Genomic DNA, 26,456 nt, shown 5'->3' on the forward strand with positions numbered 1-26,456 from the left:
AGCTTTACTCGGCCCGGTGATTTGGGTAGTGTCATGGGCGCTATTCTCATCATGCAAGGGCTGCATCGTTCATGTTTTCGGGACTCTTTATTATTCTGTTGCCGCTGGTCGTCGGCTATTTACTGCCTCTTCGTCACTCCTCCGCGCTAAAGCTGATAAACCGCATGCTCAGCTGGATTGTCTATGTAATCCTTTTTTTTATGGGTATCAGCCTGGCGTTCCTCGACAATCTGGCCAGCAACCTGCTGGCAATATTGCATTACGCCGCGGTGAGCGTGGTTATCATTTTACTGTGTAATATCGCCGCCCTGCTGTGGCTGGAAAGTAAAATGCCATGGCGCAGTCAGCATCGTCAGGAGAAATTACCCTCGCGCCTGGCCATGGCCCTGGAATCGCTGCAGCTGTGCGGTGTGGTCGTGCTCGGTTTTCTGCTCGGTCTGACCAGACTGCCTTTTTTACAGCACGCGACAGAAGCCAGCGAATATACGTTGATTTTTCTCCTGTTCCTCGTCGGTATCCAATTACGCAATAATGGAATGAGTCTGCGACAAATAGTCCTTAACCGCCGGGGAATGATCGTCGCCGTGGTGGTTACGGCCAGTTCATTACTCGGCGGGATACTTAACGCCTTTATTCTCGGTTTGCCGTTAAAGACCGGTCTGGCAATGGCCAGCGGTTTCGGCTGGTATTCGCTCTCCGGTATTTTACTCACCGAATCCTTTGGCCCGGTGATCGGTAGCGCGGCGTTCTTTAACGATCTCTGTCGCGAGCTGCTGGCCATCATGTTAATTCCGGGCCTTATTCGCCGCAGCCGCTCCACGGCGCTGGGGCTGTGCGGCGCCACCTCGATGGACTTCACCTTACCGGTACTGCAGCGTTCCGGCGGCGTCGAAATCGTCCCTGCCGCCATCGTGCACGGTTTTCTGCTTAGTTTGCTGGTCCCGATCCTGATCGCCTTTTTTACCGCCTGAGCACCCGCTGGCGGCAGCCCTCCTGCCGCCAAATTTGCGCTAAATCAATCTCCCTTTAAGTTGTCTGAGAAATACCTTTTCACCCGTTGCCGCGCGGCATAACCTTAAACATGTATATCAAATATAACTTTAAAGGTGTGACCATGTTTTGTGTGCAATGTGAACAAACCATTCGTACCCCAGCCGGCAACGGCTGCTCTTACGCGCAGGGGATGTGCGGTAAAACAGCGGAAACCTCGGACCTGCAGGATCTGCTGATTGCGTCACTGCAAGGCCTGTCCGCCTGGGCGCTTAAAGCGCGCGAATATGGCATTATCGATCATCAGGTCGACAGCTTTGCCCCTCGCGCCTTCTTCTCCACCCTGACTAACGTTAACTTCGATTCCCCGCGCATCGTCGGCTACGCCCGCCAGGCAATTGCCTTGCGTGAGGCGCTGAAAGCGCAATGCCTGGCGATCGATGCCAGCGCCGCGGTCGACAGCCCGGTCGCCGACCTGCAGCTGGTCAGCGACGATCTGGGCGACCTGCAGCGTCAGGCGGCGGACTATACCCCGAATAAAGATAAAGCCGCCATCGGCGAGAATATTCTCGGTCTGCGCCTGCTGTGCCTGTACGGTCTGAAGGGTGCGGCGGCCTATATGGAGCACGCCCACGTGCTCGGCCAGTACGACAACGCTATCTATGCCCAGTACCATAAAATCATGGCATGGCTGGGCACCTGGCCTGCGGATATGAATGCGCTGCTCGAATGTTCGATGGAAATCGGCCAGATGAACTTCAAAGTGATGAGCATCCTCGACGCCGGTGAAACGACCAAATACGGCCATCCGACGCCGACTCAGGTCAACGTTAAAGCCACCGAAGGGAAGTGCATCCTGATCTCCGGCCACGATCTGAAGGATCTGTATAACCTGCTGGAGCAGACGGAAGGCACCGGCGTCAACGTCTATACTCATGGCGAAATGCTGCCGGCTCACGGCTATCCGGAGCTGCGTAAATTCAAACATCTGATTGGCAACTACGGCAGCGGCTGGCAAAACCAGCAGGTGGAGTTCGCCCGCTTCCCGGGCCCCATCGTGATGACCTCTAACTGCATCATCGACCCGACCGTCGGCGCCTACGACGATCGCATCTGGACTCGCAGCATCGTCGGCTGGCCGGGTGTGAACCATCTGGAAGGCGAAGACTTCTCCCCGGTCATTGCCCAGGCGCAGCAGATGGCGGGCTTCCCGTACAGCGAAATCCCGCATCTGATCACCGTCGGCTTTGGCCGTCAGACCCTGCTTGGCGCGGTGGATACGCTGATCGATCTGGTCAGTCGTGAAAAACTGCGCCATATCTTCCTCGTCGGCGGCTGCGACGGCGCCCGCGGGGAGCGTAACTACTTCACCGATTTCGCCACCAGCGTGCCGGATGACTGCCTGATCCTGACCCTGGCCTGTGGTAAATACCGCTTCAACAAACTGGACTTTGGCGATATCGAAGGGCTGCCGCGCCTGGTCGACGCCGGGCAGTGTAATGACGCTTACTCGGCGATTATTCTGGCGGTCACGCTGGCGGAGAAACTGGGCTGTGGCGTCAACGATCTGCCGCTGTCGCTGGTGCTCTCCTGGTTCGAACAGAAAGCGATCGTCATCCTGCTGACGCTGCTGTCGCTGGGTGTGAAAAACATCGTCACCGGTCCGACGGCGCCAGGTTTCTTCACCCCGGATCTGCTGGCGGTCCTCAATGAGAAGTTTGGTCTGCGTTCCGTGACCACCGTGGAACAAGATATGCAGCAGCTGCTGAGCGCTTAAGGAGTCCCTGATGACTATGCCAACCTCCCAGTGCCCGTGGCGGATGCAGGTTCACCACATTCACCAGGAAACCCCGGACGTGTGGACCCTTTCGCTGCTGTGCCACGATTACTATCCGTACCGCGCTGGCCAGTACGCTCTGGTTAGCGTGCGTAACTCGGCGGAAACGCTGCGCGCCTATACCCTCTCCTCGACGCCGGGGGTCAGCGAATACATTACGCTGACCGTTCGCCGTATTGACGAGGGTACGGGTTCGCAGTGGTTAACCCGCGAGGTCAAACGCGGCGATTACCTTTGGCTGTCCGATGCGATGGGCGAGTTTACCTGCGACGATAAAGCGGAAGATAAATTCCTGCTGCTGGCCGCCGGTTGCGGCGTGACACCGATCATGGCGATGCGCCGCTGGCTGGCTAAGCATCGACCGCAGGCCGACGTACAGGTGATTTATAACGTGCGTTCGCCGGAAGATGTAATCTTTGCCGAAGAGTGGCGCAACTACCCGGTCACCCTGGTAGCGGAGCACAACGCGACGCACGGTTTTGTCGCCGGCCGTCTGACCCGGGAGATGCTGCAGAGCGTGCCGGATTTAGCCAGCCGCACCGTGATGACCTGCGGCCCGGCGCCTTATATGGAGAAGGTCGAGCAGGATGTTGCCGCCCTGGGCGTCACCCGCTTCTTTAAGGAAAAATTCTTCACCCCGGTGGCTGAGGCCGCCACCAGCGGGCTGAAATTTACTAAACTGCAGCCGGCGCGCGAGTTTTACGCGCCGGTGGGCACTACGCTGCTCGACGCGCTGGAGAGCAATAAAGTGCCGGTGACCGTCGCCTGCCGCGCCGGCGTCTGCGGCTGCTGCAAAACCAAAGTGGTTTCCGGGAAGTACAGCGTCACCAGCACCATGACGCTGACCGACGCCGAAATCGCCGACGGCTATGTGCTGGCCTGCTCCTGTCATCCGCAGAGCGATCTGGTTCTCGCCTGAGGTCAAAATCCCCGGTGGCGCTACCGCTTACCGGGGCTACAGCGCTGTGCGATTTGGTAGCCCAGAGAAGGCGCAATGCGCCGCCTCCGGGAAAATCCCTGGCGACAATAAACAAACGCTCAGGCGACATGAGATAAACGCTTTCCCGGACTGAAAAAATTGCAAATCGCCAACAGTATCGACTTTACGCCCCAGGACGAATGAGGCATTTTTACCGCCAGGCCGACTGACCGGCCAGCGAATAACGCCCCGCGCCGAGTAGCGCAATCGCCAGTGCGCCAACAAAGAAATAGACCAGATTCTCAATGGCCCACGCTCCCACCGCATCAAGCGCAAACGTCTTATCTAAGCCGACCATCAGCCACGCCACCACCATGGTGAACGCCAGCACCAACGCCGCCGGGCGGGTCAGGACGCCGAGAATTAACAAGCAGGGAGCGACCACTTCCCCCACCAGCACACCGTAGGCGATAAACCCGGGCAATCCCTGCGCCGCCAGCATCCCGCTAATGCCATCCACACCATCTATCAGCTTATGGATTCCATGGAAAAGCATTAAGCCGCCGACGGCAAGTCGTAACAAGAGTTTACCGGCGTCATCATGCGACAGCCTGCAATTTACTGTGTTTAACAATCCTTTAACCATTTGATGTGCATCCTGTTTTGCATCCTGTGTACTTCCAGAGTATGCGCAGCCGGAGAGGAATAAAACCAGCAAAAAATCAGGGGTAATCGGTTACATTGCGGTCAGTTTCATCTAAGCTTGAAGGCGTTATCAAAAAAAGGAGATGGAGATCATGAAACAGACCGTGGCGGCATACATTGCCAAAACGCTGGAACAGGCCGGCGTGAAACGTATCTGGGGCGTCACCGGAGATTCCCTCAATGGATTGAGCGATAGCCTTAACCGCATGGGCACCATCGACTGGATGCCCACCCGGCACGAAGAGGTCGCCGCTTTCGCCGCTGGCGCGGAAGCGCAGCTGACCGGCGAGCTGGCGGTCTGCGCCGGCTCCTGCGGACCGGGCAACCTGCATCTGATTAACGGTTTGTTTGACTGTCATCGCAACCATGCCCCGGTACTGGCCATCGCCGCCCACATCCCATCCAGCGAAATCGGCAGCGGCTATTTTCAGGAAACCCATCCTCAGGAGCTGTTCCGCGAGTGCAGCCATTACTGCGAACTGGTCTCCACGCCGGAGCAGATCCCGCAGGTGCTGGCAGTGGCGATGCGTAAGGCAGTGATTAACCGCGGCGTCTCGGTGGTGGTGCTACCCGGCGATGTGGCACTGAAGGCCGCCCCGGAAAGCGCCAGCAGCCACTGGTATCATGCGCCGCTGCCGACGGTCACCCCGGCGGAAGAAGAGCTGCGCAAGCTGGCGCAGCTTATTCGCTACTCCAGCAATATCGCGCTCATGTGCGGCAGCGGTTGCGCCGGCGCCCACCAGGAACTGGTGGAGTTCGCAGCCAAAATTAAAGCCCCCATCGTCCACGCCCTGCGCGGCAAAGAGCACGTGGAGTACGACAACCCGTACGATGTGGGCATGACCGGGCTGATTGGCTTCTCTTCTGGCTTCCACACCATGATGAACGCCGATACCCTGATCCTGCTGGGCACCCAGTTCCCCTATCGCGCCTTCTACCCAACCGACGCGAAAATTATCCAGATCGACATCAACCCCGGCAGCATCGGCGCACACAGTAAGGTCGACATGGCGCTGGTGGGCGATATTAAATCGACGCTGAAGGCGCTGCTGCCGCTGCTGGAAGAGAAAACCGATCGCCACTTCCTCGATAAGGCGCTGGAGCACTATCGCGACGCGCGAAAAGGGCTCGACGATCTGGCTAAACCCAGCGATAAAGCCATTCACCCGCAATATCTGGCGCAGCAGATCAGTCATTTTGCCGATGAAGATGCCATTTTCACCTGCGATGTCGGCACCCCGACCGTCTGGGCGGCACGCTATCTCAAAATGAATGGTAAACGCCGCCTGCTGGGCTCGTTCAACCACGGCTCAATGGCCAACGCCATGCCGCAGGCCATCGGCGCCAAGGCCACTGCGCCGGAGCGGCAGGTAGTGGCCATGTGCGGCGACGGCGGGTTCAGCATGCTGATGGGCGATTTTCTGTCGCTGGCGCAGATGAAGCTGCCGGTGAAGATTGTCATCTTTAACAACAGCGTGCTGGGCTTCGTGGCGATGGAAATGAAGGCCGGGGGCTATCTCACCGACGGTACGGAGCTCCACGATACCAACTTCGCCCGCATCGCCGAGGCCTGCGGTATCAAAGGTATACGCGTTGAAAAAGCCTCCGAGGTGGATGAAGCGCTGCAGACCGCCTTCCGCACCGACGGTCCGGTGCTGGTCGACGTCGTCGTCGCCAAAGAGGAACTGGCGATCCCGCCGCAGATCAAGCTGGAGCAGGCCAAAGGCTTTAGCCTGTATATGCTGCGGGCGATCATCAGCGGGCGCGGCGATGAGGTCATCGAACTGGCGAAAACCAACTGGCTCAGGTAAAACAGAAGCAATACGTTGAACCAGACCAAGGAAAAGCCGTGATCGATTTACGCAGTGATACCGTTACCCGTCCCGGGCGCGCCATGCTGGAGGCCATGATGGCCGCCCCGGTCGGGGACGATGTGTATGGCGACGACCCTACCGTCAATGAACTGCAGCGCTATGCCGCCGACCTGGCCGGCAAAGAAGCGGCGCTATTTCTACCCACCGGCACCCAGGCCAACCTCGTTGGCCTGCTCAGCCATTGCCAGCGCGGCGAAGAGTATATCGTCGGCCAGGGGGCGCATAACTATCTGTACGAAGCCGGCGGCGCGGCGGTCCTCGGCAGTATTCAGCCGCAGCCGATCGACGCCGCGGCGGATGGTTCGCTGCCTCTGGATAAAGTGGCAGCGAAAATCAAACCCGACGATATCCATTTTGCCCCCACCCGCCTGCTGAGCCTGGAAAACACCCATAACGGTAAGGTGCTGCCGCGCGACTATCTGCAGGAAGCCTGGGCGTTTACCCGCCAGCGCAATCTGGCGCTGCACGTCGACGGCGCACGCATCTTTAACGCCGTGGTGGCCTACGGCTGCGAGTTACGCGATATCGCCCAATACTGCGACTCCTTCACCATCTGCCTGTCAAAGGGGCTTGGCGCTCCGGTAGGCTCGCTGCTGCTCGGCAGCGAGGCGTACATTCGCCGCGCCGTCCGCTGGCGGAAAATGGTCGGCGGCGGGATGCGCCAGGCGGGCATCCTGGCCGCCGCCGGGCTGTACGCGCTGAAAAATAACGTGCAGCGCCTGCAGGAGGATCATGACAACGCCGCGTGGATGGCGGAGCAGCTGCGTGCTATCGGCGCCGACGTCACCCGTCACGATACCAACATGCTGTTCGTTCGCGTCGGCGAAGAGCAGGCCCCGGCGCTCGGCAAGTTTATGCAGGCGCAGGGGGTATTGATTAACGCCTCGCCTGTTGTCCGTCTGGTCACTCACCTGGATGTCAACCGTCAGCAGCTGAGCGAGGTGGTCGCCCACTGGCAGGCTTTTTTACAACGCTAAGGAGTCAGGCGTGTCGCAATCAGTTCTGGTGCTCGGCGCCAGCGGCTATATTGGCCAGCATTTAGTGCGCGCATTAAGCGCGCGGGGCTATCCGGTGCTGGCGGCGGCACGCCATATCGACCGATTGCAAAAACTCGCTTTGCCCGGCGTTACCTGCCGGTCAGTCGATCTCAATCAACCGCAGGACCTGCCTGCGCTACTCACCGGTATCGATACCCTTTATTATCTGGTCCACGGCATGGGCGAAGGCGGTGATTTTATCGCCCATGAGCGGCGGGTGGCGACGTATGTGCGCGATGCCCTGCGTCAGTCATCAGTGCGCCAGGTGATATTTCTCAGTTCGCTGCAGGCCCCGGCGCAGGAGCAGTCCGACCATCTGCGCGCTCGTCAGATTACCGGCGATCTCCTGCGTGAGTCGGGCGTGCCGGTGACCGAGCTGCGGGCCGGGATTATCGTCGGCGCCGGCTCCGCCGCCTTCGAGGTGATGCGCGACATGGTTTATAACCTGCCGGTGCTAACCCCTCCGCGCTGGGTACGTTCGCGTACCACCCCTGTCGCGCTGGAAAACCTGCTCGTTGACCTGGTTGAGCTGCTGAATCATCCCTCCGATGCGCACCGCGTCTTCGAAGCCGCCGGTCCGGAGGTGTTAAGCTATCAGCAGCAGTTCATTCGCTTTATGGCCGTCAGCGGTAAACATCGCCCGCTCATTCCCATTCCCCTGCCGACGCGCTGGATCTCGGTGTGGTTCCTCAATGTCATCACCTCGGTGCCGCCGACCATCGCCAAGGCGCTGATTCAGGGGCTGAAGCACGATCTAATCGCTGACGATCGGGCGCTGCGGGCGTTGATCCCGCAAACGCTGATCCCCTTCGATCAGGCGGTTCGCCGCACGCTGAAAGAAGAAGAGCAGTTAGTAAACTCCAGCGACTGGGGCTACGACGATCAGGCTTTCGCCCGCTGGCGACCGGAGTACGGCTACTATCCGAAGCAGGCAGGTTGCACCGTCGTCACTCAGGCAAGCCGCCAGGCCCTGTGGCAGGTCGTTAACCAAATCGGCGGTGAAGAGGGGTATTTTTTCGGCAATCTGCTGTGGAAAACCCGCGGCGCGATGGATCTGCTGGTCGGCCACCGGCTGGCCAAAGGGCGGCCGCAGCGCGCTTATCTGCAAACCGGCGATACGGTCGACAGCTGGAAGGTAATTATCGTGGAGGAAGAAAAACAGCTCACCCTGCTATTCGGTATGAAAGCGCCCGGGCTGGGCCGATTAAGCTTTACCATTAACGATAAAGGCGATCGTCGTGAACTGGACGTGCGCGCCTGGTGGCACCCGCACGGTATGCCAGGCCTGATCTACTGGCTGCTGATGATCCCGGCGCACCTGTTTATTTTCCGCGGTATGGCGCAACGCATCGCCCGGCTGGCCGAACAAATCTCAGGCAGAGTCGAAGGATAAGCGTTATTCTTTCATGATTCTCATTGCATAGTCGGGAGAATCACGGAAAAATGCGCACGAAATTCTTTTCTGGGACAGTAGAGTGATATGAAGGTACTGGTTACCGGTGCGACCAGCGGATTAGGCCGCAACGCAGTGGAATATCTGCGCAACAAGGGCATCAGCGTGCGAGCGACCGGGCGCAACGAAGCGATGGGCAAGCTTCTGAGCAAAATGGGGGCGGAATTCATCCCGGCAGATTTAACCGAGCTGGTCTCTTCGCAGGCTAAAGTGATGCTCGCCGGTATCGATACCCTATGGCACTGCTCCAGCTTTACCTCGCCATGGGGCACTCAGCAGGCTTTCGATCTCGCTAACGTCCGCGCCACCCGTCGTCTGGGCGAATGGTCAGTGGCATGGGGAGTGCGCAATTTCGTCCATATCTCTTCGCCATCGCTCTATTTTGATTATCACCATCATCGTGATATCCAGGAAGATTTCCGTCCACACCGCTTCGCCAACGAGTTTGCCCGCAGCAAGGCGGCCAGCGAGGAGGTGATCAACCTGCTAGCGCAGGCCAACCCGCATACCCGTTTTACCATTCTGCGGCCGCAGAGCCTGTTTGGGCCGCACGACAAAGTCTTTATCCCCCGGCTGGCGCAAATGATGCAGCATTATGGCAGCGTCCTGCTCCCGCGCGGCGGCAGTGCGCTGGTCGACATGACCTATTATGAAAACGCCGTACATGCGATGTGGCTGGCGAGCCAGCCGGCCTGCGATCATCTTCCCTCCGCCCGCGCGTGGAATATCAGCAACGGCGAACCGCGCACCTTGCGGAGCATCGTGCAGAAATTGATCGACGAGCTCGGCATCAAATGCCGGATCCGCTCAGTTCCCTATCCGATGCTGGATATTATCGCCCGCAGCATGGAGCGCTTTGGCGATAAAACCGCCAAAGAACCCGCGTTTACCCACTACGGCGTCTCCAAGCTTAACTTTGATTTTACGCTCGATATCACCCGCGCGCAGGACGAGCTGGGCTATCAGCCGGTGGTGACGCTTGACGACGGCATCGTGCGCACCGCCGCCTGGCTTCGCGACCACGGTAAACTACACCGCTAACCCTGGCCATATTTTTCTAACAGCGCCTCGGCTATCGCTTCGGTTTGCGCATCCGCTACCCCATCCCAGCGCTGCGGACGGAAGTGCATCTGGAAGGCGATAATCACCCGCTTCTTCTGCGCGGGGGTCATCTCCGGCGTCACCTGATAGCCATAGCGCGAGAGCAAATCCAGTACGATTTCGGGGTCCACTGGCTCGCTGGCCGGCCGCCCGTTGAGATAAAAGGCCACCCGCTGCTCGTCAGGCCAGGCGCCGATCCCCTGCTGCGCCAGCTGTTGCCAGGGGAATAACGGCCCCGGATCGTCTTTGCGCTGCGGGGCGATATCCGCATGGGCGACCACATTCTGCGGCGCGATGTGGTAGCGGGCGATGATATCGCGCGCCAGCGGGATCAGAGCCGCAATCTGTTCCGGATGAAAGGGGGTAAAACTTTTGACGCCCGCCGTCTTCTGCCAGCCGCGGTTCTCCAGCTCAATGCCAATGGAGGTATCGTTAATGCGCGTACTGCCGCGCCAGTAGCTTACCCCGGCGTGCCAGGCTAAATCCTCTTCCGGCACCAGCTGCCAGATCCGCGGTTTATGCTGATAACGCGGGGGCTGTTCAGGAATTAAATAGTGGGAGCTGACCTCTTTATCGGTCAACGTGGCCAGCGAGACATCAAAATTGTCAGCCGTATAGTGGATCACTAACACTTTTATTCGCGGATAGGCAGCCTGCGCCGGATGACGGGTGTCCAGCTGGTATCCGCCGCGATCGATAATGCCCTTTTCCCCAGCGCAGCCGGTTAGCAGCAGCGCCAGCAGCACGATCCGCATCATCCGTTTCATCCCTTCTCCCTTGCCCGGCAGCGTCTCCGGGTTAATAAGACCATTGATTACGTCCTTTATTTTTCGCCTGATACAGCGCACTGTCCGCCCGGGCGATCAGCGTCTCTATCGGGACCGTGCCATCGGAGGCGACGATCCCGATACTCACGGTGACCTCCGACGCCACCGCCGAAGCGGCGTGCGGTAGGCCTGCCTCGCGGATCTTCTGCTGAATGCGCTCGGCAATAGCGGTGGCATGCGCTAAGGACACCCCGGGCAACACGACGACAAACTCTTCGCCGCCGTAGCGAGCCACCAGATCGCCCTCCGCCCGGACCGCCATTTTAAGCACCTGCGCGACAGAAGATAAGCACTCATCACCAGCCTGATGGCCATAGCGATCGTTATAGCGCTTAAAATAATCGACATCGATCATCATCAGCGCCAGCGGCGTTTTTTGCTGCCAGATCGCCGCCAGGTAAGCATTGAGCGCCCGACGGTTAGCGGTTCCGGTTAAGGCATCCTGGTTGGCGATACTTTCCAGCCGCTGAATAAGCTGCATATTCTCCTGGTGGGTATCCCAGGCTTCGTCATACCAGCGCTGCAAAATACGTCGGCCATACAGCAAAATCGCGGTAAAAATGGCCCAGAGGATCAAAAAGCGGATCTCGGTGTGATAGTGGAGCTGTATTCCCGCCAGCAAGGCGGTCACCCATAGCGGCAGCATAAAAGCGGTTATGCCGGGCCAATGGTGATACAGCGCGGTGAGGCCGGTAGTCATTAATATCACCAGCAGCGGCCAGGCAAAGGGCAAGGTCCAGAAAAAAATAAAACAATAATTACTCAGGGACCAGCACAGACTGAGCGCCAGCAGCAGCCCGGTGATGATATTCAACGTATATCGTCCCTGCGCCAGTCGCGGCGTGAGGGCAATAATCACTAAAATGGCCGAAATGATAATAACCGCAATCAACGCCGCTTCGATATAAGGAATAACCGCCCGGTGCGTCAGTAGCCTCTTATCAAAATAGGTAAAGATAAAATTGCGGAAGAAAATCATTAACGCAAAAGCGATATTGACAAAGGCCAGCCAGGGCATACTCATGGACAGCGCATGGCGCTGGACATTATCTCTGGTGGCCCACAACGCGGCTCGCTGCTGCCGGGCGCGCTCTCGCTTATTTGTTAACATCTTAACTCCCTGGTGACCTGCATGACCATGGGCGCAGCCCCTGCTTTTCTATATGATAAACCATGTTACCGGGAATGTCTGTCAGCGCCCTATCCCCTCAGCTCCGGCCTCTCAGGGTGATTTTCAGCTAACGACCGAAGAAAATAGCCTGGTCCGCTCCCGATAGGTAACCGGCTCAAAAAACAAGCATCAGCACTGCGAAATACGTCATCTTTTTGCTAAAAAGCGTTAACTAATCGTCATTAAATTGCAGCATTTTGCTTACAAAAAGCAGTGTGAGTTCAATCTGAATCATTCATTGGTGAATGCAAACAAGAGCATGATGATAGCGAGATAAACAATAGGGGCTAAGAATATTAAATATGCAGCTTTAGTGGCAGGTACAGCATTGTTTTAAGCGGCCAATGCCGTCTCCGCAGAAATTTTAACAAAACAGCTTTTGATAAAGTCCATACGCAATATACCAAAATCGGCGCCATTTCCTCTACTGGTCAAACCGCATCCAACGATGCCCGTGAAGAGCTGATTAAAAAAACAAATGAACAAGGGGGGCGTCATTGTCCCCTCCTCCGGTAATACGGATAAAAAAATGCACGTCGCCACTCGCATCTATAAGAAGAAATAATTACCCTTATCTTTCAAGAGCCATTTCCCTATTTTACGGGGCAATATTTCTTGTTCACGGGAAAATTAAGTTTATTTTTATACTGCCCTGCCTTTTAGCGCCTGACGGAATTCTGTCATCCCCGTGCCGATTTCCCGCCCTAAGGCTGTAGCCACATCAAGGTCTTAGCTCTTTGCGTCAAGTACAATCCGCACGCTATACGCTATGCTTTAACGGAAACTGAAAACGTAGTTCGCTTATAAGGAAATCATCATGCGCTACAAACTTTTTGCTGTACTTCTCCCTTGCGCGCTGGCGCTCAGCGCCTGTACGACCGTCACCCCGGCCTATAAAGATAATGGCACCCGCAGCGGCCCCTGCGTCGAAGGCGGCCCTGACGACGTAGCGCAAAAATTCTACGACACCCAGATCCAGAATCGTACTCAGGATCCGGCGGCGCTGCGCCCCTATCTGAGCGACGGCCTGGCGCAGTTACTCAATGACGCCCGCCAGGATCCCGCCAACAGCAAATTACTGCAGGCTAATCCGTTCTCCAGCAGCAGCACCCCGGCAGACAGCGCCGTGGTCGCCAGCGCCTCCACCATCCCGAACCGCGATGCGCGCAATATTCCGCTGCGCGTCGATCTGAAACAGGGCACCCAGAGCTGGAAAGATGAAGTGCTGATGATCCAGGAAGGCCAGTGCTGGGCCGTCGATGACGTTCGCTATCTCGGCAACAACAGCCATGCGCCAGCCGGGACGCTGCGACAGAGTCTGGAGAAACGCTGATTCCGGAGTTGAAGCGACGCCGCTGAAACGATAACCCCGGTAAAATGTCGGTATTCGCCCCAGGAATGCCGACATTTGCGCCCCCCTCACCCACCAGGCCATATTTTGTGCTAATTTTAAAGCTAAACGTGGTTTAGATTTAACTTTTAACGCATAAATATTGCATAACTATTCTGCCAAAGGTAGTATTTGCGGCCTCAATAGCTATTCGTATCAGACTGCCCAGATGAGTATTAAACTAAACGGCATTAATTGCTTCTACGGCGCGCACCAGGCGCTGTTCGACATCACGCTGGATTGCCCGCAGGGGGAAACGCTGGTGCTGCTCGGCCCCAGCGGTGCCGGGAAGAGCTCGCTGCTGCGCGTACTCAACCTGCTGGAGATGCCGCGGTCCGGTTCGTTATCCATCGCCGGCAACCAATTCGACTTCACCAGAGCGCCGTCCGATAAAGCGATTCGCGAGCTGCGTCAGAACGTCGGCATGGTCTTTCAGCAATACAACCTGTGGCCGCACCTGACGGTACAGCAGAACCTGATCGAGGCCCCCTGTCGCGTACTGGGGTTAAGCAAGGATCAGGCGCTGGCTCGCGCAGAGAAGCTGCTGGAGCGCCTGCGTCTGAAGCCGTACAGCGATCGTTACCCGCTGCATTTATCCGGCGGCCAACAACAGCGGGTGGCCATCGCCCGCGCGCTGATGATGGAGCCGCAGGTTCTGCTGTTCGATGAGCCTACCGCGGCGCTCGACCCGGAAATCACTGCCCAGATCGTCAGCATCATCCGCGAGCTGGCTGAAACCGGCATTACCCAGGTTATCGTCACCCACGAAGTTGAAGTGGCGCGCAAGACGGCCAGCCGGGTGGTGTATATGGAAAATGGCCATATCGTCGAGCAAGGGGATGCCTCCTGCTTCACGCATCCGCAAACTGACGCGTTTAAAAACTATCTTTCACATTGATGTTTTTCGGGGAAATGACGATGAAAAAAGTACTGATTGCCGCCCTGCTCGCAGGCATGAGCCTCTCCGCTTCCGCCGCGCAGACCATTCGTTTCGCCACCGAGGCCTCTTACCCTCCGTTTGAGCTGGTGGACGCCAACAACCAGATCGTCGGTTTCGATGTCGATCTGGCGAACGCGTTGTGTAAAGAGATCGACGCCACCTGTACCTTCACCAACCAGGCCTTTGACAGCCTGATCCCGGGACTGAAATTCCGCCGTTTCGACGCGGTCATGGCCGGGATGGACATCACGCCGGAGCGTGAAAAGCAGGTGCTGTTCTCTACCCCGTATTATGACAACTCGGCGCTGTTCGTCGGCCAGCAGGGTAAGTTCACCAGCATTGACCAGCTGAAGGGCAAAAAAGTGGGCGTGCAGAACGGCACCACCCACCAGAAATTCATCACCGATAAACATCCGGAAATCACTACCGTGCCTTACGACAGCTACCAGAATGCGAAGCTGGACCTGCAGAACGGTCGTATCGACGCGGTCTTTGGTGACACCGCCGTGGTGACCGAATGGCTGAAGAGCAATCCGAAGCTGGCGGCCGTGGGCGATAAAGTGACCGACAAAGCCTATTTCGGCACCGGGCTGGGCATTGCCGTACGTCAGGGCAACACCGACCTGCAGCAGAAATTTAACGCTGCGCTGGAAAAAGTGAAGAAAGACGGCACTTACCAGACCATCTATAACAAATGGTTCCAGAAGTAAGACTGAATGAACGAAATTTTTCCATTAGCAAGCGCCGCCGGGATGACCGTCGGCCTTGCCGTTTGCGCGCTCGTCATTGGCCTGGTCCTGGCGATGCTCTTTGCGGTACTGGAGTCAGTGAAATGGCGCCCGGTAGCCTGGCTTGCAACCGGCATAGTGACCATCCTGCGCGGGCTACCGGAAATTCTGGTGGTGCTGTTTATCTATTTCGGCTCTTCCCAGCTGCTGCTGACGCTCTCTGACGGTTTCACCATCCCGCTCGGGTTCACGCAGATCCCGGTGCAGATGCAGATTGAGAACTTTGACGTCAGCCCGTTCCTCTGCGGGGCGATCGCCCTGTCGCTGCTGTATGCCGCTTACGCCTCGCAAACGCTGCGCGGCGCGCTGAAAGCGGTTCCGCAGGGCCAGTGGGAGTCCGGCCAGGCGCTGGGGCTGTCGAAAGCGGCCATATTCTTCCGGCTGGTGATGCCGCAGATGTGGCGCCATGCCCTGCCCGGCCTCGGTAACCAGTGGCTGGTGCTGCTGAAGGACACCGCGCTGGTGAGCCTGATCAGCGTCAACGATCTAATGCTGCAGACCAAAAGCATCGCCACCCGCACTCAGGAACCCTTTAACTGGTATATCATTGCGGCGGCAATCTATCTCGTCATCACCCTGTTGAGTCAATACATCCTTAAGCGGATTGACCAGCGTGCGACGCGCTTCGAACGGAGACCAGGCTGATGCTCGACTATTTACCCGAACTGCTGAAAGGACTGCATACCAGCCTGACGCTGACCGTGGCGTCGATTATCGTGGCGCTGATCCTGTCGCTGATCTTCACCATTATCCTGACCCTGAAGACGCCGGGGCTGGTATGGATAGTGCGCGGCTATATCACCTTGTTTACCGGTACGCCGCTGCTGGTGCAGATCTTCCTGATCTACTACGGCCCGGGACAGTTCCCTTCGCTGCAGGAGTATCCGTGGCTGTGGCATCTTATCTCCGAGCCGTGGCTGTGCGCCCTGATCGCTCTGTCGCTCAACAGCGCCGCCTACACCACTCAGCTGTTTTATGGCGCCATCCGGGCGATCCCCGACGGGCAATGGCAGTCCTGCAGCGCGCTGGGGATGAGTAAAAAGGATACACTGGCGATCCTGCTGCCGTACGCCTTTAAGCGTGCGCTATCGTCCTATTCCAACGAAGTGGTGCTGGTTTTCAAGAGTACCTCTCTGGCCTACACCATCACGCTGATGGAAGTGATGGGCCACGGCCAGCTGCTGTATGGACGCACCTACGACGTGATGGTGTTCGGCGCCGCCGGGATTATCTATCTCATCGTTAATGGACTGCTGACGCTGCTGATGCGCCTGGTGGAACGCAAAGCGCTGGCCTTCGAGCGACGTAGCTAGCACCTGAGCATATTGCATAAAAAGCAAACAGCAAGGCGGACAAGTCTAACACCTGTCCGTCTTTTTTTATGCCTATAAAAATATTTAATCAAATTTATTGCATATAAATTCATTTAATGGCATTGTCACTCTATGCCGCAGACACGGCGAATAATCATAAGATAGACAGACGGGAGTTCCACGATGAAAAAGTTAGTTCTGGCTGCACTGCTCACCTCTTTCGCGTTCGGCGCTGCTGCCGCGGAAAAAATCAGCTTTGGCGTCTCCGCAACCTATCCGCCGTTTGAATCGATGGACGCTAATAACCAGATTGTCGGCTTTGATATCGATCTGGCCCACGCGCTGTGCAAACAAATGCAGGCAGAATGTACCTTTACCAACCACGCGTTTGACAGCCTGATCCCGGCGCTGAAGTTCAAGAAATATGATGCGGTGATTTCCGGAATGGATATTACGCCGGAACGGAGCAAGCAGGTGGCCTTCACCGACCCGTACTACGCCAACTCGGCGCTGGTGATCGCCAAAAAAGATGCGTTCCATTCTTTCGATGACCTGAAAGGCAAACGGATCGGCATGGAAAACGGCACCACCCACCAGAAATATCTGCAGGATAAGCATCCTGAGGTGAAGACCGTCGCCTATGACAGCTACCAGAATGCGATTATCGATTTGAAAAATGGCCGTATCGACGGCGTGTTCGGCGACACCGCGGTGGTCAACGAATGGCTGAAAACTAACCCGCAGCTGGGGGCAGCCACGCCGAAAGTGACCGACCCGCAATACTTCGGCACCGGACTCGGCATTGCCGTGCGCCCGGATAACAAGGCGCTGCTGGAGAAACTGAACGCCGCGCTGAAAGCGATTAAGGCCGACGGTACCTACCAGAAAATTAGCAACCAGTGGTTCCCGGAGTAACTTTTTTCGCCGGGTGGCGCTGCGCTTACCCGGCCACCGCTCTTCCCCGTTGGCCGGGTAAGGCGTAGCCGCCACCCGGCGATTTCTCAAAGTGGCACGAAGAACCTGAACCGCGCCCCGCTTACCGACTCCACCAGTCTGATATCGCCCCCGTGCAGCTCCAGCATTCGTTTCACAATCAGCAGTCCTAACCCGCCGCGATCCTCCCGCGATGCCTGGGTTGACAACGCCGACGGCCGCTGGAACAGATCGTCGCGCAGCGCGGCATCGACGCCCGCTCCGTTGTCTGCCACTTCGACCTGAAGCTGTTGATTCTCCTGCCAGACCGCCAGACGGATCTCCCCGCCGACGGGAGTATGCCGCATCGCGTTATCGAGCAGGTTGGTCACCACCCTCTCAATCATCGACACATCGGCGTTAATCAGCGGCAGCGGTCCCGGTACATCAATATGCAGGTTCACCTCGCGCGTGCGGGCAGTTAATTCAAACTTCTGCGCCACGTCGGAAATCAGCTCCCCCATCGCGAAACGCTCGCGCTGCGGCTTAATGCCTCCATGCTCCAGTCGCGCCAGCTCAAACAGCTGCTGCGAGAGATGGCGCACTTTGTTCCCCTGGCGCAGGGCGATGGTGAGATACTGCCTGCGCTCCTCGGCGGTCAGCCATTCATCCTTCAGGGTCAGCGTTTCCAGATACCCCAGCAGCGAAGTCAGCGGCGTACGCAAATCGTGAGAGATATTGGCCACAAATTCACGGCGCTGGCGATCGCTGTCGGCCAGCCGATCCCACTGATCGGCAATCTGCCGGGCAAGGTCAATAAAGCGGTTCTCAAGCACCGCCACCTCGTTACCAGGCCGGGGCTCCGGCCTGCGGGCCGCCAGGGTTTTGATGGCGCTGATGCTGTCCTGGCCGCTCGCCGCCACCTGGGCGGTGAGCAGGCGGACCGGCCGGGTGACCCAGAACCATGCCAGCCCCCCTGCCAGCAGGCCAAACAGGGCCACCAGCAGCAGCGTCCACAGAACAATGCTCCACAGCGTTTTTTGCCAGGCGTCGGCCGCCAGCTGATTAAACGTCTCCCCCTGCAAAATGATATACAGGTAGCCGCGCAGTTGGCCGTCGACGCGCAGCGGGGCGGCGCTGAAGACTTTTCGTCCGTCGGGACTGCGCGGATCGTCGCCATACACCGGCGACGCACTGCCGGTGAGAAAAGCCTGCACCGGCGCCATGTCGATACGCTGGCGCTGGATATGGCCCGGCGGCGCCGCATCGGCCAGCAGATCGCCATCCGGCGACAGCAGATAGAGCTCCACGCTGGGATTAAAGGTCATCAGTCGGTCAAACAGCGACTTCAGGGTTTGCCGGTTGACCTCGCCGTGGGCGTCCAGCAACGGCTCGCGGGCGACAATCTGTTGAGCCAGCCCGGACGACAGACGCTGCACCATAGCGTTGCCATACTGCGCGCTGCTGTGTAACTGGACGGCGCATACCGCCACCGCGCACAGCATCAGCAGGGAAACCACCACCAGCGCCAGCCGCTGGCTGAGGCTCAGGCGGCGGATCACGGGGCGGCCTCTTGCGTCACCGGGGCGAACTTATAGCCTTTTCCCCAGACGGTAAGAATGATGTCCGGCTCGGCCGGGTCACGTTCGATTTTACTGCGCAGGCGGTTGATATGGGTATTGACGGTATGCTCATAGCCCTCGTGCTGATATCCCCAGACCTGCTCCAGCAGCGCCAGGCGGGAAAACACTTCCCCTGGGTGGCGGGCGAAGTAATACAGCAGGTCGAATTCACGCGGCGTGAGGTCCACCGTCTCGCCGCGCAGCTTCACTTCGCGCGACAGCGGGTCGATGCTCAGGCCATGGCAGGACAGGCGCCCGGCGTCCATCAGCAGATTCTGCCCCATCGCCTCCTGGCGACGAAACAGCGCTTTGACGCGGGCGATAAGCTCCAGCAATGAAAAGGGCTTCGCCAGATAGTCGTCGGCGCCCATCTCCAGGCCCAGCACGCGGTGCATTTCGCTGGTACGAGCGCTGATGATAATCACCGGCAGGTAGCGGGTCATCTGGCGGATACGCCGGCATATCTCCAGACCATCGACGCCGGGCAGCATCAAATCGAGGATCACCGCATCCCAGACCTGCGTCTCCAGCCGGGCGAGGGCCTGGCCGCCGTCGGCTTCATGGACGATCTGATAGCCCTCATCCTGAAGATTGAGCCGCAGCAGCGTGGCTATATCCTCGTCATCTTCTACCAGCAGAATGGTTTTGGCCATTAGATTCCCCCCACCAATAACAAAACATGCTGCGTCAAGCTTACCCGATTTCAGCGGCGCAAAGCCTTCACATTTTGTTTAAACTTCGCGGACCAGCAGGGTCAGCACTTCGTAGTGGGCGGTGTGAGGGAACATATCAAACAGCTGGACCCGCTCAACGCGATAGCCGCTAAGACGAGCGATATCGGTCGCCATGGTGCGGGCGTTACAGCTGGAATAGATAATATAGGGCGGCGCCATGCGGCTTAAATAGTCGCATAGTTCAGCGCCAATACCGCGGCGCGGCGGGTTAACCAGCACCAGCTGCGGGGCATCCGCTTCGTGAGTGGCGAACTGCGTCGAGTCCAGCGCCTGAAAATGCAGATTGCTGAGCCCCAGCTGCGCGGCTGACTGTCTGGCGCAGGCGATGGCTTCCGGGGCGATCTCGATACCGGTCAGGCGCATCGTCGGCGTCGCGCAATGCAGGCCAAATCCCCCAACGCCGCAAAACAGATCCCACATATGCTGGACCGGCAGCGCGCGCACCCAGTCGCGGGCCGTGGCGTACAGCCGGCTGGCTACCGTCGGGTTAGTCTGAAAGAAGCTTTGCGGGCGGATCCACAGCGGCACCCCATTAAAGACCTCCCCCAGCGCCTGCTGTTCGGTGAAGAAGATCTCCTGCTCGCCTTCCATGATTGCCATATGCACCGGCTGGATATTCGCCGTGATCACGCTGAGCTGCGGCAGCTGTGCCTGTAGCCACGGCAGCGCGGCGCGCAGCTGAGCCACCTTGGCCTCTGAGCGCAGCACGAAGCGCAGCATCATCTCCCCCTGCTGGCTGGCGGTCAGCAGCAGATATTTCAGCTCCCCGCGTTTGCGCGCGACGTTGTAAGGTGTTAACCCGGCGCGGGCGATAAAGGGCTTCAGGGTAGCAAAAACCGGGGCAAACTCGGCGGGATAGAGCGGGCAGTCGGTGAGGTCCACCGGAGTGCCATCGCGGTGCAGCATCCCCAGCAGCGGACGCTCAACGCTGCCGCTGACCACCATTTTAGCCTTGTTACGGAAAGCCGCCTCCGGCCCGCTGACCGGCTCGCCCCAGGCTGCGACCGGGATCGCCGCCAGCAGCGTGCGCAGATCGGCCATTTTATCGGCGAGCTGTTGCGGGACCGGCCGCTCCAGCCATTGACAGGAGCGGCAGCGGCCGGCGTCGTAGAGTGCGCAATGCATAATTGACCTTCAAAAATCCAGGGGCGGGGATTGTATCACCGTTATTGCAGGCGGAAAAAGCGACGGCAGTTCGCCGGCACGAACAGCAGCGTCAGAACCAGCAGATCCGGCAGTTTTTGCATCACCAGCGAGTGGAAAATCTCTCGTTTTGATTCCCCGGGAATGCTGAACAGCTCCGGATACCCGTAGCCCAGCGATGCCGCCCACAGGTAGCCGGCAGCGATAATCTGCGTCAGCAGATAGATCCAGCGCGCCCAGTTGCGCCCTTTCACCAGCGAGAAGGCGCACCAGATTTCGATAAACACCAGCGCCAGGCTGCCGAGGAAGACCAGCGTCAGGTTCCAGGTCTGAACGCTGCGGTGTATGAATTCGTTCAGCCCCTGCAGGCCCAACAGATTAAGGATCATCAGCAGATCCAGGCCACGAATCAAAATAATAGCAAAGGCCGCCACCTGCACCAGCGCAGGGACGTTAAGGCGGGCATGCGATGAGCGAGTTTTCGTAAACAATCCCAACGTAATGTCTTCCATGAAAACGGCGCCACAGGGTGGCGCCGACCGGAGGCTGCTGTACCGATTTTAGGTGGTTCAGCCTTGTCTTGCACGCTGGATATCGCGCACTCGCTGCTTTTCTGCGCGGGCCATCAAATACCAGGCGATAAAACCAACAATACCGACCACGCCGAGGATGAGCGTCGCCAGGGCGTTGATCTCCGGGTTGACCCCCATGCGCACGCTGGAGAAGACCAGCATCGGCAAGGTCGTGGCCCCGGGACCGGAGACAAAGCTGGCGATCACCAGGTCATCCAGCGACAGCGTGAAGGCCAGCAGCCAGCCGGAGATCACCGCTGGCATAATCATCGGCAGCGTGATGACGAAGAAGACCTTCAGCGGCGCGGCGCCAAGATCCATCGCCGCCTCTTCAATGGAGTGGTCCAGCTCGCGCAGGCGCGAGGAGATCACCACCGCCACGTAGGCGGTACAGAAGGTGACATGCGCCAGCCAGATGGTCAACATGCCGCGGTCCGACGGCCAGCCGATGGCATGTCCCAGCGCCACGAACAGCAGCAGCAGCGAGAGACCGGTGATCACGTCCGGCATGACCAGCGGCGCGGTGATCATAAACGCGAAGCCGTTGGAGCCGCGAAAACGCCCAAAGCGCACCATCACCACCGCGGCGATGGTACCGAGGATCGCCGCCGCCGTCGCCGCGCAGGCGGCGATGGTCAGGCTCAATCCTACCGCGCTCATCATCGCATCATCGTGGAACAGTTCGCTATACCAGCGCGTCGACCATCCGGCCCAGACCGTTACCAGCTTCGAGCTGTTGAACGAGTAGATCACCAGCATCAGCATCGGGGCGTAGAGGAAGGTGAATCCGAGCACGAGGATCAGAATGCGCCACGGCGAGCGTACTACCGGCAAGTCGTTCATCCCTGCTCTCCCATCTGTTTTTGCTGGTGCTTGTGGAACCACATGATCGGCACGATCAGCAACAGCAGCATGACAATCGCCACCGCCGAGGCGACCGGCCAGTCGCGGTTGTTAAAGAACTCCTGCCACAGCACGCGGCCAATCATGATGCTGTCCGGCCCGCCCAGCAGTTCCGGGATCACGAACTCGCCGACCGCCGGGATAAACACCAGCATGGAGCCGGCGATAATGCCGCCTTTGGTGAGCGGGACGATCACCTGGAAGAAGGTCTTCAGCGGCCGGGCGCCGAGATCCAGCGAGGCCTCCACCAGCGAATAGTCGATGCGGGTCAGCGCGGTGTAGATAGGCAGCACCATAAACGGCAGATAGGCATACACGATACCGATGTACACCGCCAGGTTGGTGTGCAGGATCTCCAGCGGCTGATCGATAACCCCTAACCACAGCAGGAAGTTATTCAACACCCCGTTGCTCTTCAGCAGCCCCATCCAGGCATAGACGCGGATCAAAAACGAGGTCCACGACGGGAGGATCACCAACAGCAGCAGAATATTACGCGTCGACGGCTTGCTGTGCGCCACCGCCCAGGCCAGCGGATAGCCCAGCAGCAGGCAGCAGATCGTCGAGATACCCGCCACCTGCAGCGACTGGAGATAAGCTTCAAAATAGAGCGGATCGTCAGTCAACTGCAGGAAGTTGGCAAAGTTAAGCGTCAGCGTCAACTGGCCGTCCGCCCACTCCATCAGCTCGGTGTAGGGAGGGATCGCCCGCGCCATCTCGGCAAGACTTATCTTGAACACGATCAGGAACGGTAGCATAAACAACAGGATCAGCCACAGATAGGGCAGCGCAATCACCAGCTTGCGGCCATGCGCCATCTGCAGGCGCGCCGCCCACAGCGCGAAGCCGCCCGGTTTTTTCGCCCCTGACGGGGATTCAACGGTATTCATCGCCCTCTCCTCACACCGTCAGCACAACGCAGCTGTCAGCATCCCAGCATAAACGCACCTCATCGCCCCAGGTGGGCGTCCCTTTCCGATGGCGGTGTTCATTCTGCAGCTGGGCGCTGATCATCTGCCCGCTTTGCAGGCGCACATGATAGATAGAGAGATCCCCCAGATAGGCGATATGAATCACCTCGCCGACGGCAAAATTGTAGCCGTCCGCCGGCGGTTCATCGCACAGCATGATCTTCTCCGGACGCAGCGCCACCCAGACCGGCACGTTGTCCACCACCGAGGCGTCGGGGTCGACCTTCAGCGGATGCATCAGTCCCGGCGAGCTTAGCACCAGACCGTCTTCCAGCCGCTCCTTCACCAGCCCTTCAAAGACGTTCACCGAGCCGATAAACTCGGCGCTGTAGCGGGTGGTCGGGTGCTCGTAAATCTCTTCCGGTTCGCCAATCTGCACAAACTTGCCGCGATTCATGATGGCGATACGGCCCGCCATGGTCATCGCCTCTTCCTGATCGTGGGTCACCATCACGCAGGTCACGCCAACGCGCTCAAGAATATCCACCACCTCGAGCTGCATGCGATCGCGCAGCTTTTTATCCAGCGCCCCCATCGGTTCATCAAGCAGCAGCAGCTTGGGCCGTTTCGCCAGGCTGCGCGCCAACGCGACGCGCTGCCGCTGGCCGCCTGAGAGTTGGTGCGGCTTACGTTTGGCAAACTCCTGCATATGTACCAGGGCCAGCATCTCCTGCACCCGGGCGGTGATTTCCGCCTTAGGCAGGCGGTCCTGCTTCAGGCCGAAGGCAATATTCTGCTCAACGGTCATATGGGGAAACAGGGCATAGGACTGGAACATCATATTAATAGGCCGCTGATAGGGCGGCACGCGCGCCAGATCCACGCCGTCGAGCATAATCTGCCCGGCGGTCGGTTGTTCAAAGCCCGCCAGCATGCGCAGCAGCGTCGATTTCCCGCAGCCTGACGCGCCCAGCAGAGCAAAAATTTCGCCTTTGTAGATAGTGAGACTGACGTCGTCGACCGCATGCTGGCCATCAAACGACTTGGTTAAGTTACGGATTTCCAGTAGCGGGGTCAGCGCTTTGGGGGCTTTCGCCTGTGGGCGGGGCATTACGTCGTTCAATCGGGTGCTCTCCGGCAAAAAAACGATCACCATATGGTCCGGTGCCATACTTCGTGCTTAACAGTGCATTTGCACCATCCTGGTGCTTCTGCTCGCCGGGCGCGCTGCTATTTCCCGGCGAGTGCAGATCTGATTTGGCCCGTATTCGACGGGCCGTCAGGAATTATTTGCCGCTCTTCACTTTGGTCCACGCGCGGGTGCGCACGCGGTCAATCTTCGGATCCTGCACCTTCAGCGTGAACAGTTTGGCGAACACATCCGCTGGCGGATAAATCGCCGGGTTGTTACGGATAGTCTCGCTGACCAGCGGCGTGGAAGCCTTGTTGCCGTTGGCGTAGAACACCTGGTCGCTGATTTTGGCGATGACGTCCGGACGCATCAGATAGTTAAGGAACTGATAGGCTTCATCTTTATTCTTCGCGTCGGCCGGCATGGCAAAGACGTCAAAGAACGCCAGCGCGCCTTCCTTCGGAATAAAGTAGGAGACATTGACGCCGTTCTTCGCCTCTTTCGCGCGGTTGGCCGCCTGCCAGACGTCCCCTGCCCAGCCGATCGCCACGCAGATGTCGCCATTGGCAAGGTCGTTAATATATTGCGAAGAGTGGAAGTAGCGAATGTTCGGCCGCAGCTTCAGCAGCAGATCGGTCGCCGGGCCGGTGTAATCATCCGCTTTGCTGCTGTTCGGATCTTTGCCGAGGTAGTTCAGCACGGTGGCGAAAATCTCTTCCGGCGCGTCGAGGAAGGAGACGCCGCAGCTTTTCAGTTTTTCGAGGTTCTCCGGCTTCAGCACCAGATCCCAGCTGTCCACCGGCGCATCTTTGCCGAGAACGGCTTTCACCTTATCCACGTTGTAGCCAATGCCCGTCGTCGCCCACAGGTAAGGCATGGCGTATTTATTCTCCGGGTCATGCTTGGCGACCAGCTTCAGCACTTCGGGGTCAAGATTCTTCCAGTTGGGCAGCTTACTTTTATCCAGCGGCTGGAACACGCCCGCCGCCAGCTGGCGTTCGAGGAAGCTTGCCGACGGCACCACCAGGTCGAAACCGGTGCTACCCGCCATTAATTTGCCTTCCAGCACTTCGTTGGAATCAAAAACGTCATACACCACTTTAATCCCGGTCTCTTTTTCGAAATTCGCTACCGTGTCCGGCGCGATATAATCAGACCAGTTATAAACATGCAGGGTTTTTTGTTCGGCGGCGAGCGAACCGGCAGAGACGGCCATCAGCGCACCCGTAACCAGACCTGTTAACCATTTTTTACCAAAGGCGGTCATATCTCTTTTCCTTCTCAACGCCCGTTAACTTACGGGCTCAAATATACGCATTTCTACGCATGCAAAAATCATGCATATTTTTTCATTGCCTGAGAAAAGGAGAGCGGATCTCTCCCGGAGTGGTTGCTCGCAACTGGAAGCATCGCCAGAATAACTGTAGCCAGAATAAGAGGCTATAGCCCAGGTAAAAAAACGCCTTTTATCAAATTTTTATGCAATAACGGTCTACGTGATAAGCCAAAACGGCCTGAATGGCGGTGAATAATGCTTTAAAGAAAGGTTAAATGCAGAATAAAAGCGGGTAATACGCAGCCGCTGCGGTAGTGGCTGCGCTAATTTTAGGCAGGTTTAGTGAAGAAAATGGTATTGCACGTTTTCCGCCGCAGGCTCTTCTTCTTCGCCTTTGTACAGCAGCTGATTTGCGCCGGCTTCGAGGATTACCATCGAGATCTGCTCTTCGCTTTGGCGGAAGAACCAGGCGAACTGCTCCATGGTCACCCCTGGGCCGATAGACAGCGACTGGCAAACCACCAGCTTGGGCAAATTATCGTCCTGAATGTCGATAAACGCCTTCACGGTTAACGAGCTGGCGTTGATGGCCGAGAGATCCGCCGACAGCGCCAGCAGGGCAGACGGCTTCACCTCCGCCAGGGCGGAAAAGAGCACCACGTTGTCCACCAGGTCAATTTTGGCATCAAAAATACCGTCGAAATTCTGCATATGCGGTAGGTGCAATGCCTGACAGGAATCGCACTCAAAAAAGCTGATGCCGATTTCGTCCAGCCAGCGACGTAGCGTATCCAGACCTGGAACGACCAGTGAATCCATAGTGCCTGTGACCTCTTACAGTGGAAAAACGACGCCATAGCTTACGCAAAAAAAGCGCCGCATACCATGGCCGTCTTGCATCCGGCG

Annotated in this window: 25 protein-coding genes; 13 read left to right on the forward strand and 12 right to left on the reverse strand. The window is 58.0% G+C overall.

What is annotated here, in order from left to right:
• Positions 1-71: 71 nt before the first annotated feature.
• From ACR809_RS16785 to hcr, 3 genes are all read left to right on the forward strand, one after another.
• A complete protein-coding gene (locus ACR809_RS16785; protein ID WP_004147773.1) occupies positions 72-971 on the forward strand; it encodes a lysine exporter LysO family protein in 900 nt (299 codons plus the stop codon).
• A gap of 143 nt (positions 972-1,114) precedes the next feature.
• Positions 1,115-2,767: a hydroxylamine reductase gene (gene hcp, locus ACR809_RS16790; protein WP_122051656.1), complete on the forward strand. Its 1,653-nt coding sequence runs from the start codon at positions 1,115-1,117 to the stop codon at positions 2,765-2,767.
• A gap of 10 nt (positions 2,768-2,777) precedes the next feature.
• Positions 2,778-3,746: an NADH oxidoreductase gene (gene hcr, locus ACR809_RS16795; protein WP_122051441.1), complete on the forward strand. Its 969-nt coding sequence runs from the start codon at positions 2,778-2,780 to the stop codon at positions 3,744-3,746.
• 211 nt (positions 3,747-3,957) lie between these two features.
• On the opposite strand, the gene ACR809_RS16800 is transcribed toward hcr, so the two are convergent.
• The gene (locus tag ACR809_RS16800; RefSeq protein ID WP_004183518.1) at positions 3,958-4,392 is read right to left on the reverse strand and encodes a DoxX family protein; all 435 of its coding nucleotides are present in this window, start codon (positions 4,390-4,392) and stop codon (positions 3,958-3,960) included.
• 151 nt (positions 4,393-4,543) lie between these two features.
• Here ACR809_RS16800 and poxB point away from each other — a divergent pair, with 151 nt between their 5' ends.
• The 4 genes from poxB to ACR809_RS16820 all read left to right on the forward strand — a co-directional run bounded on the left by poxB (position 4,544) and on the right by ACR809_RS16820 (position 9,856).
• Positions 4,544-6,262: a ubiquinone-dependent pyruvate dehydrogenase gene (poxB, locus tag ACR809_RS16805; protein WP_122051657.1), complete on the forward strand. Its 1,719-nt coding sequence runs from the start codon at positions 4,544-4,546 to the stop codon at positions 6,260-6,262.
• 38 nt (positions 6,263-6,300) lie between these two features.
• Positions 6,301-7,302, forward strand: coding sequence for a low-specificity L-threonine aldolase (ltaE, locus tag ACR809_RS16810; RefSeq protein WP_004176702.1), 1,002 nt, complete (start codon positions 6,301-6,303; stop codon positions 7,300-7,302).
• 10 nt (positions 7,303-7,312) lie between these two features.
• Positions 7,313-8,755, forward strand: coding sequence for an SDR family oxidoreductase (locus ACR809_RS16815; protein ID WP_048268988.1), 1,443 nt, complete (start codon positions 7,313-7,315; stop codon positions 8,753-8,755).
• An 87-nt stretch (positions 8,756-8,842) separates the two neighbouring features.
• On the forward strand, positions 8,843-9,856 hold the full coding sequence (locus ACR809_RS16820; RefSeq protein ID WP_002896399.1) for an NAD-dependent epimerase/dehydratase family protein: 1,014 nt from the start codon (positions 8,843-8,845) through the stop codon (positions 9,854-9,856).
• On the opposite strand, the gene ACR809_RS16825 is transcribed toward ACR809_RS16820, so the two are convergent.
• Together ACR809_RS16825 and ACR809_RS16830 are read right to left on the reverse strand one after the other, a co-directional pair.
• On the reverse strand, positions 9,853-10,683 hold the full coding sequence (locus ACR809_RS16825; protein WP_122051442.1) for an N-acetylmuramoyl-L-alanine amidase: 831 nt from the start codon (positions 10,681-10,683) through the stop codon (positions 9,853-9,855). The two genes, ACR809_RS16820 and ACR809_RS16825, sit on opposite strands and share 4 nt — an antisense overlap.
• Before the next feature lie 31 nt (positions 10,684-10,714).
• Positions 10,715-11,854: a GGDEF domain-containing protein gene (locus ACR809_RS16830; protein WP_004176708.1), complete on the reverse strand. Its 1,140-nt coding sequence runs from the start codon at positions 11,852-11,854 to the stop codon at positions 10,715-10,717.
• Positions 11,855-12,731: 877 nt separating this feature from the next.
• On the opposite strand from ACR809_RS16830, the gene ACR809_RS16835 reads away from it, so the two are divergent.
• The 6 genes from ACR809_RS16835 (at position 12,732) to artJ (ending at position 17,260) form a co-directional block, all read left to right on the forward strand.
• Entirely contained in the window at positions 12,732-13,247 is a 516-nt protein-coding gene (locus tag ACR809_RS16835) for a lipoprotein (protein WP_002896394.1), read from the forward strand.
• A 226-nt stretch (positions 13,248-13,473) separates the two neighbouring features.
• Complete coding sequence (artP, locus tag ACR809_RS16840; RefSeq protein ID WP_002896392.1) at positions 13,474-14,202, forward strand: arginine ABC transporter ATP-binding protein ArtP; 729 nt, start codon at positions 13,474-13,476, stop codon at positions 14,200-14,202.
• Between the two features lie 20 nt (positions 14,203-14,222).
• Positions 14,223-14,954 (forward strand): arginine ABC transporter substrate-binding protein ArtI, encoded by a 732-nt coding sequence (gene artI / locus ACR809_RS16845; RefSeq protein WP_002896390.1) that lies wholly within the window; start codon positions 14,223-14,225, stop codon positions 14,952-14,954.
• 6 nt (positions 14,955-14,960) lie between these two features.
• Positions 14,961-15,677, forward strand: a complete 717-nt coding sequence (artQ, locus tag ACR809_RS16850) for an arginine ABC transporter permease ArtQ (protein ID WP_002896386.1) — start codon at positions 14,961-14,963, stop codon at positions 15,675-15,677.
• Positions 15,677-16,345: an arginine ABC transporter permease ArtM gene (artM, locus tag ACR809_RS16855; protein ID WP_004141917.1), complete on the forward strand. Its 669-nt coding sequence runs from the start codon at positions 15,677-15,679 to the stop codon at positions 16,343-16,345. Before artQ ends, artM begins: the two co-directional genes overlap by 1 nt.
• Before the next feature lie 183 nt (positions 16,346-16,528).
• Positions 16,529-17,260 (forward strand): arginine ABC transporter substrate-binding protein ArtJ, encoded by a 732-nt coding sequence (gene artJ, locus ACR809_RS16860; protein ID WP_002896384.1) that lies wholly within the window; start codon positions 16,529-16,531, stop codon positions 17,258-17,260.
• Positions 17,261-17,346: 86 nt separating this feature from the next.
• On the opposite strand, the gene ACR809_RS16865 is transcribed toward artJ, so the two are convergent.
• From ACR809_RS16865 to ACR809_RS16905, 9 genes are all read right to left on the reverse strand, one after another.
• Positions 17,347-18,819: a sensor histidine kinase gene (locus ACR809_RS16865; protein WP_002896382.1), complete on the reverse strand. Its 1,473-nt coding sequence runs from the start codon at positions 18,817-18,819 to the stop codon at positions 17,347-17,349.
• Entirely contained in the window at positions 18,816-19,532 is a 717-nt protein-coding gene (locus ACR809_RS16870; protein ID WP_002896380.1) for a response regulator transcription factor, read from the reverse strand. The genes ACR809_RS16865 and ACR809_RS16870 overlap by 4 nt, the downstream gene beginning before the upstream one ends.
• Before the next feature lie 78 nt (positions 19,533-19,610).
• The gene (gene rlmC, locus ACR809_RS16875; protein ID WP_048996169.1) at positions 19,611-20,738 is read right to left on the reverse strand and encodes a 23S rRNA (uracil(747)-C(5))-methyltransferase RlmC; all 1,128 of its coding nucleotides are present in this window, start codon (positions 20,736-20,738) and stop codon (positions 19,611-19,613) included.
• Between the two features lie 41 nt (positions 20,739-20,779).
• On the reverse strand, positions 20,780-21,268 hold the full coding sequence (locus ACR809_RS16880) for a YbjO family protein (RefSeq protein WP_002896376.1): 489 nt from the start codon (positions 21,266-21,268) through the stop codon (positions 20,780-20,782).
• A 57-nt stretch (positions 21,269-21,325) separates the two neighbouring features.
• Positions 21,326-22,171 (reverse strand): putrescine ABC transporter permease PotI, encoded by an 846-nt coding sequence (gene potI, locus ACR809_RS16885; RefSeq protein WP_002896372.1) that lies wholly within the window; start codon positions 22,169-22,171, stop codon positions 21,326-21,328.
• On the reverse strand, positions 22,168-23,121 hold the full coding sequence (gene potH, locus ACR809_RS16890; protein ID WP_002896371.1) for a putrescine ABC transporter permease PotH: 954 nt from the start codon (positions 23,119-23,121) through the stop codon (positions 22,168-22,170). The genes potI and potH overlap by 4 nt, the downstream gene beginning before the upstream one ends.
• A 10-nt stretch (positions 23,122-23,131) precedes the next feature.
• Positions 23,132-24,265 carry a putrescine ABC transporter ATP-binding subunit PotG gene (gene potG / locus ACR809_RS16895; RefSeq protein WP_002896370.1) on the reverse strand — a complete coding sequence of 378 codons (1,134 nt, stop codon included), beginning with the start codon at positions 24,263-24,265 and terminating at the stop codon, positions 23,132-23,134.
• A gap of 163 nt (positions 24,266-24,428) precedes the next feature.
• Positions 24,429-25,541 (reverse strand): spermidine/putrescine ABC transporter substrate-binding protein PotF, encoded by a 1,113-nt coding sequence (gene potF / locus ACR809_RS16900; protein WP_002896368.1) that lies wholly within the window; start codon positions 25,539-25,541, stop codon positions 24,429-24,431.
• A 348-nt stretch (positions 25,542-25,889) separates the two neighbouring features.
• The gene (locus tag ACR809_RS16905) at positions 25,890-26,369 is read right to left on the reverse strand and encodes a YbjN domain-containing protein (protein WP_002896365.1); all 480 of its coding nucleotides are present in this window, start codon (positions 26,367-26,369) and stop codon (positions 25,890-25,892) included.
• Positions 26,370-26,456: the final 87 nt, after the last annotated feature.

Source organism: Klebsiella sp. CD33, from assembly GCF_051992865.1.
Taxonomy (GTDB): Bacteria; Pseudomonadota; Gammaproteobacteria; order Enterobacterales; family Enterobacteriaceae; genus Klebsiella; species Klebsiella pneumoniae.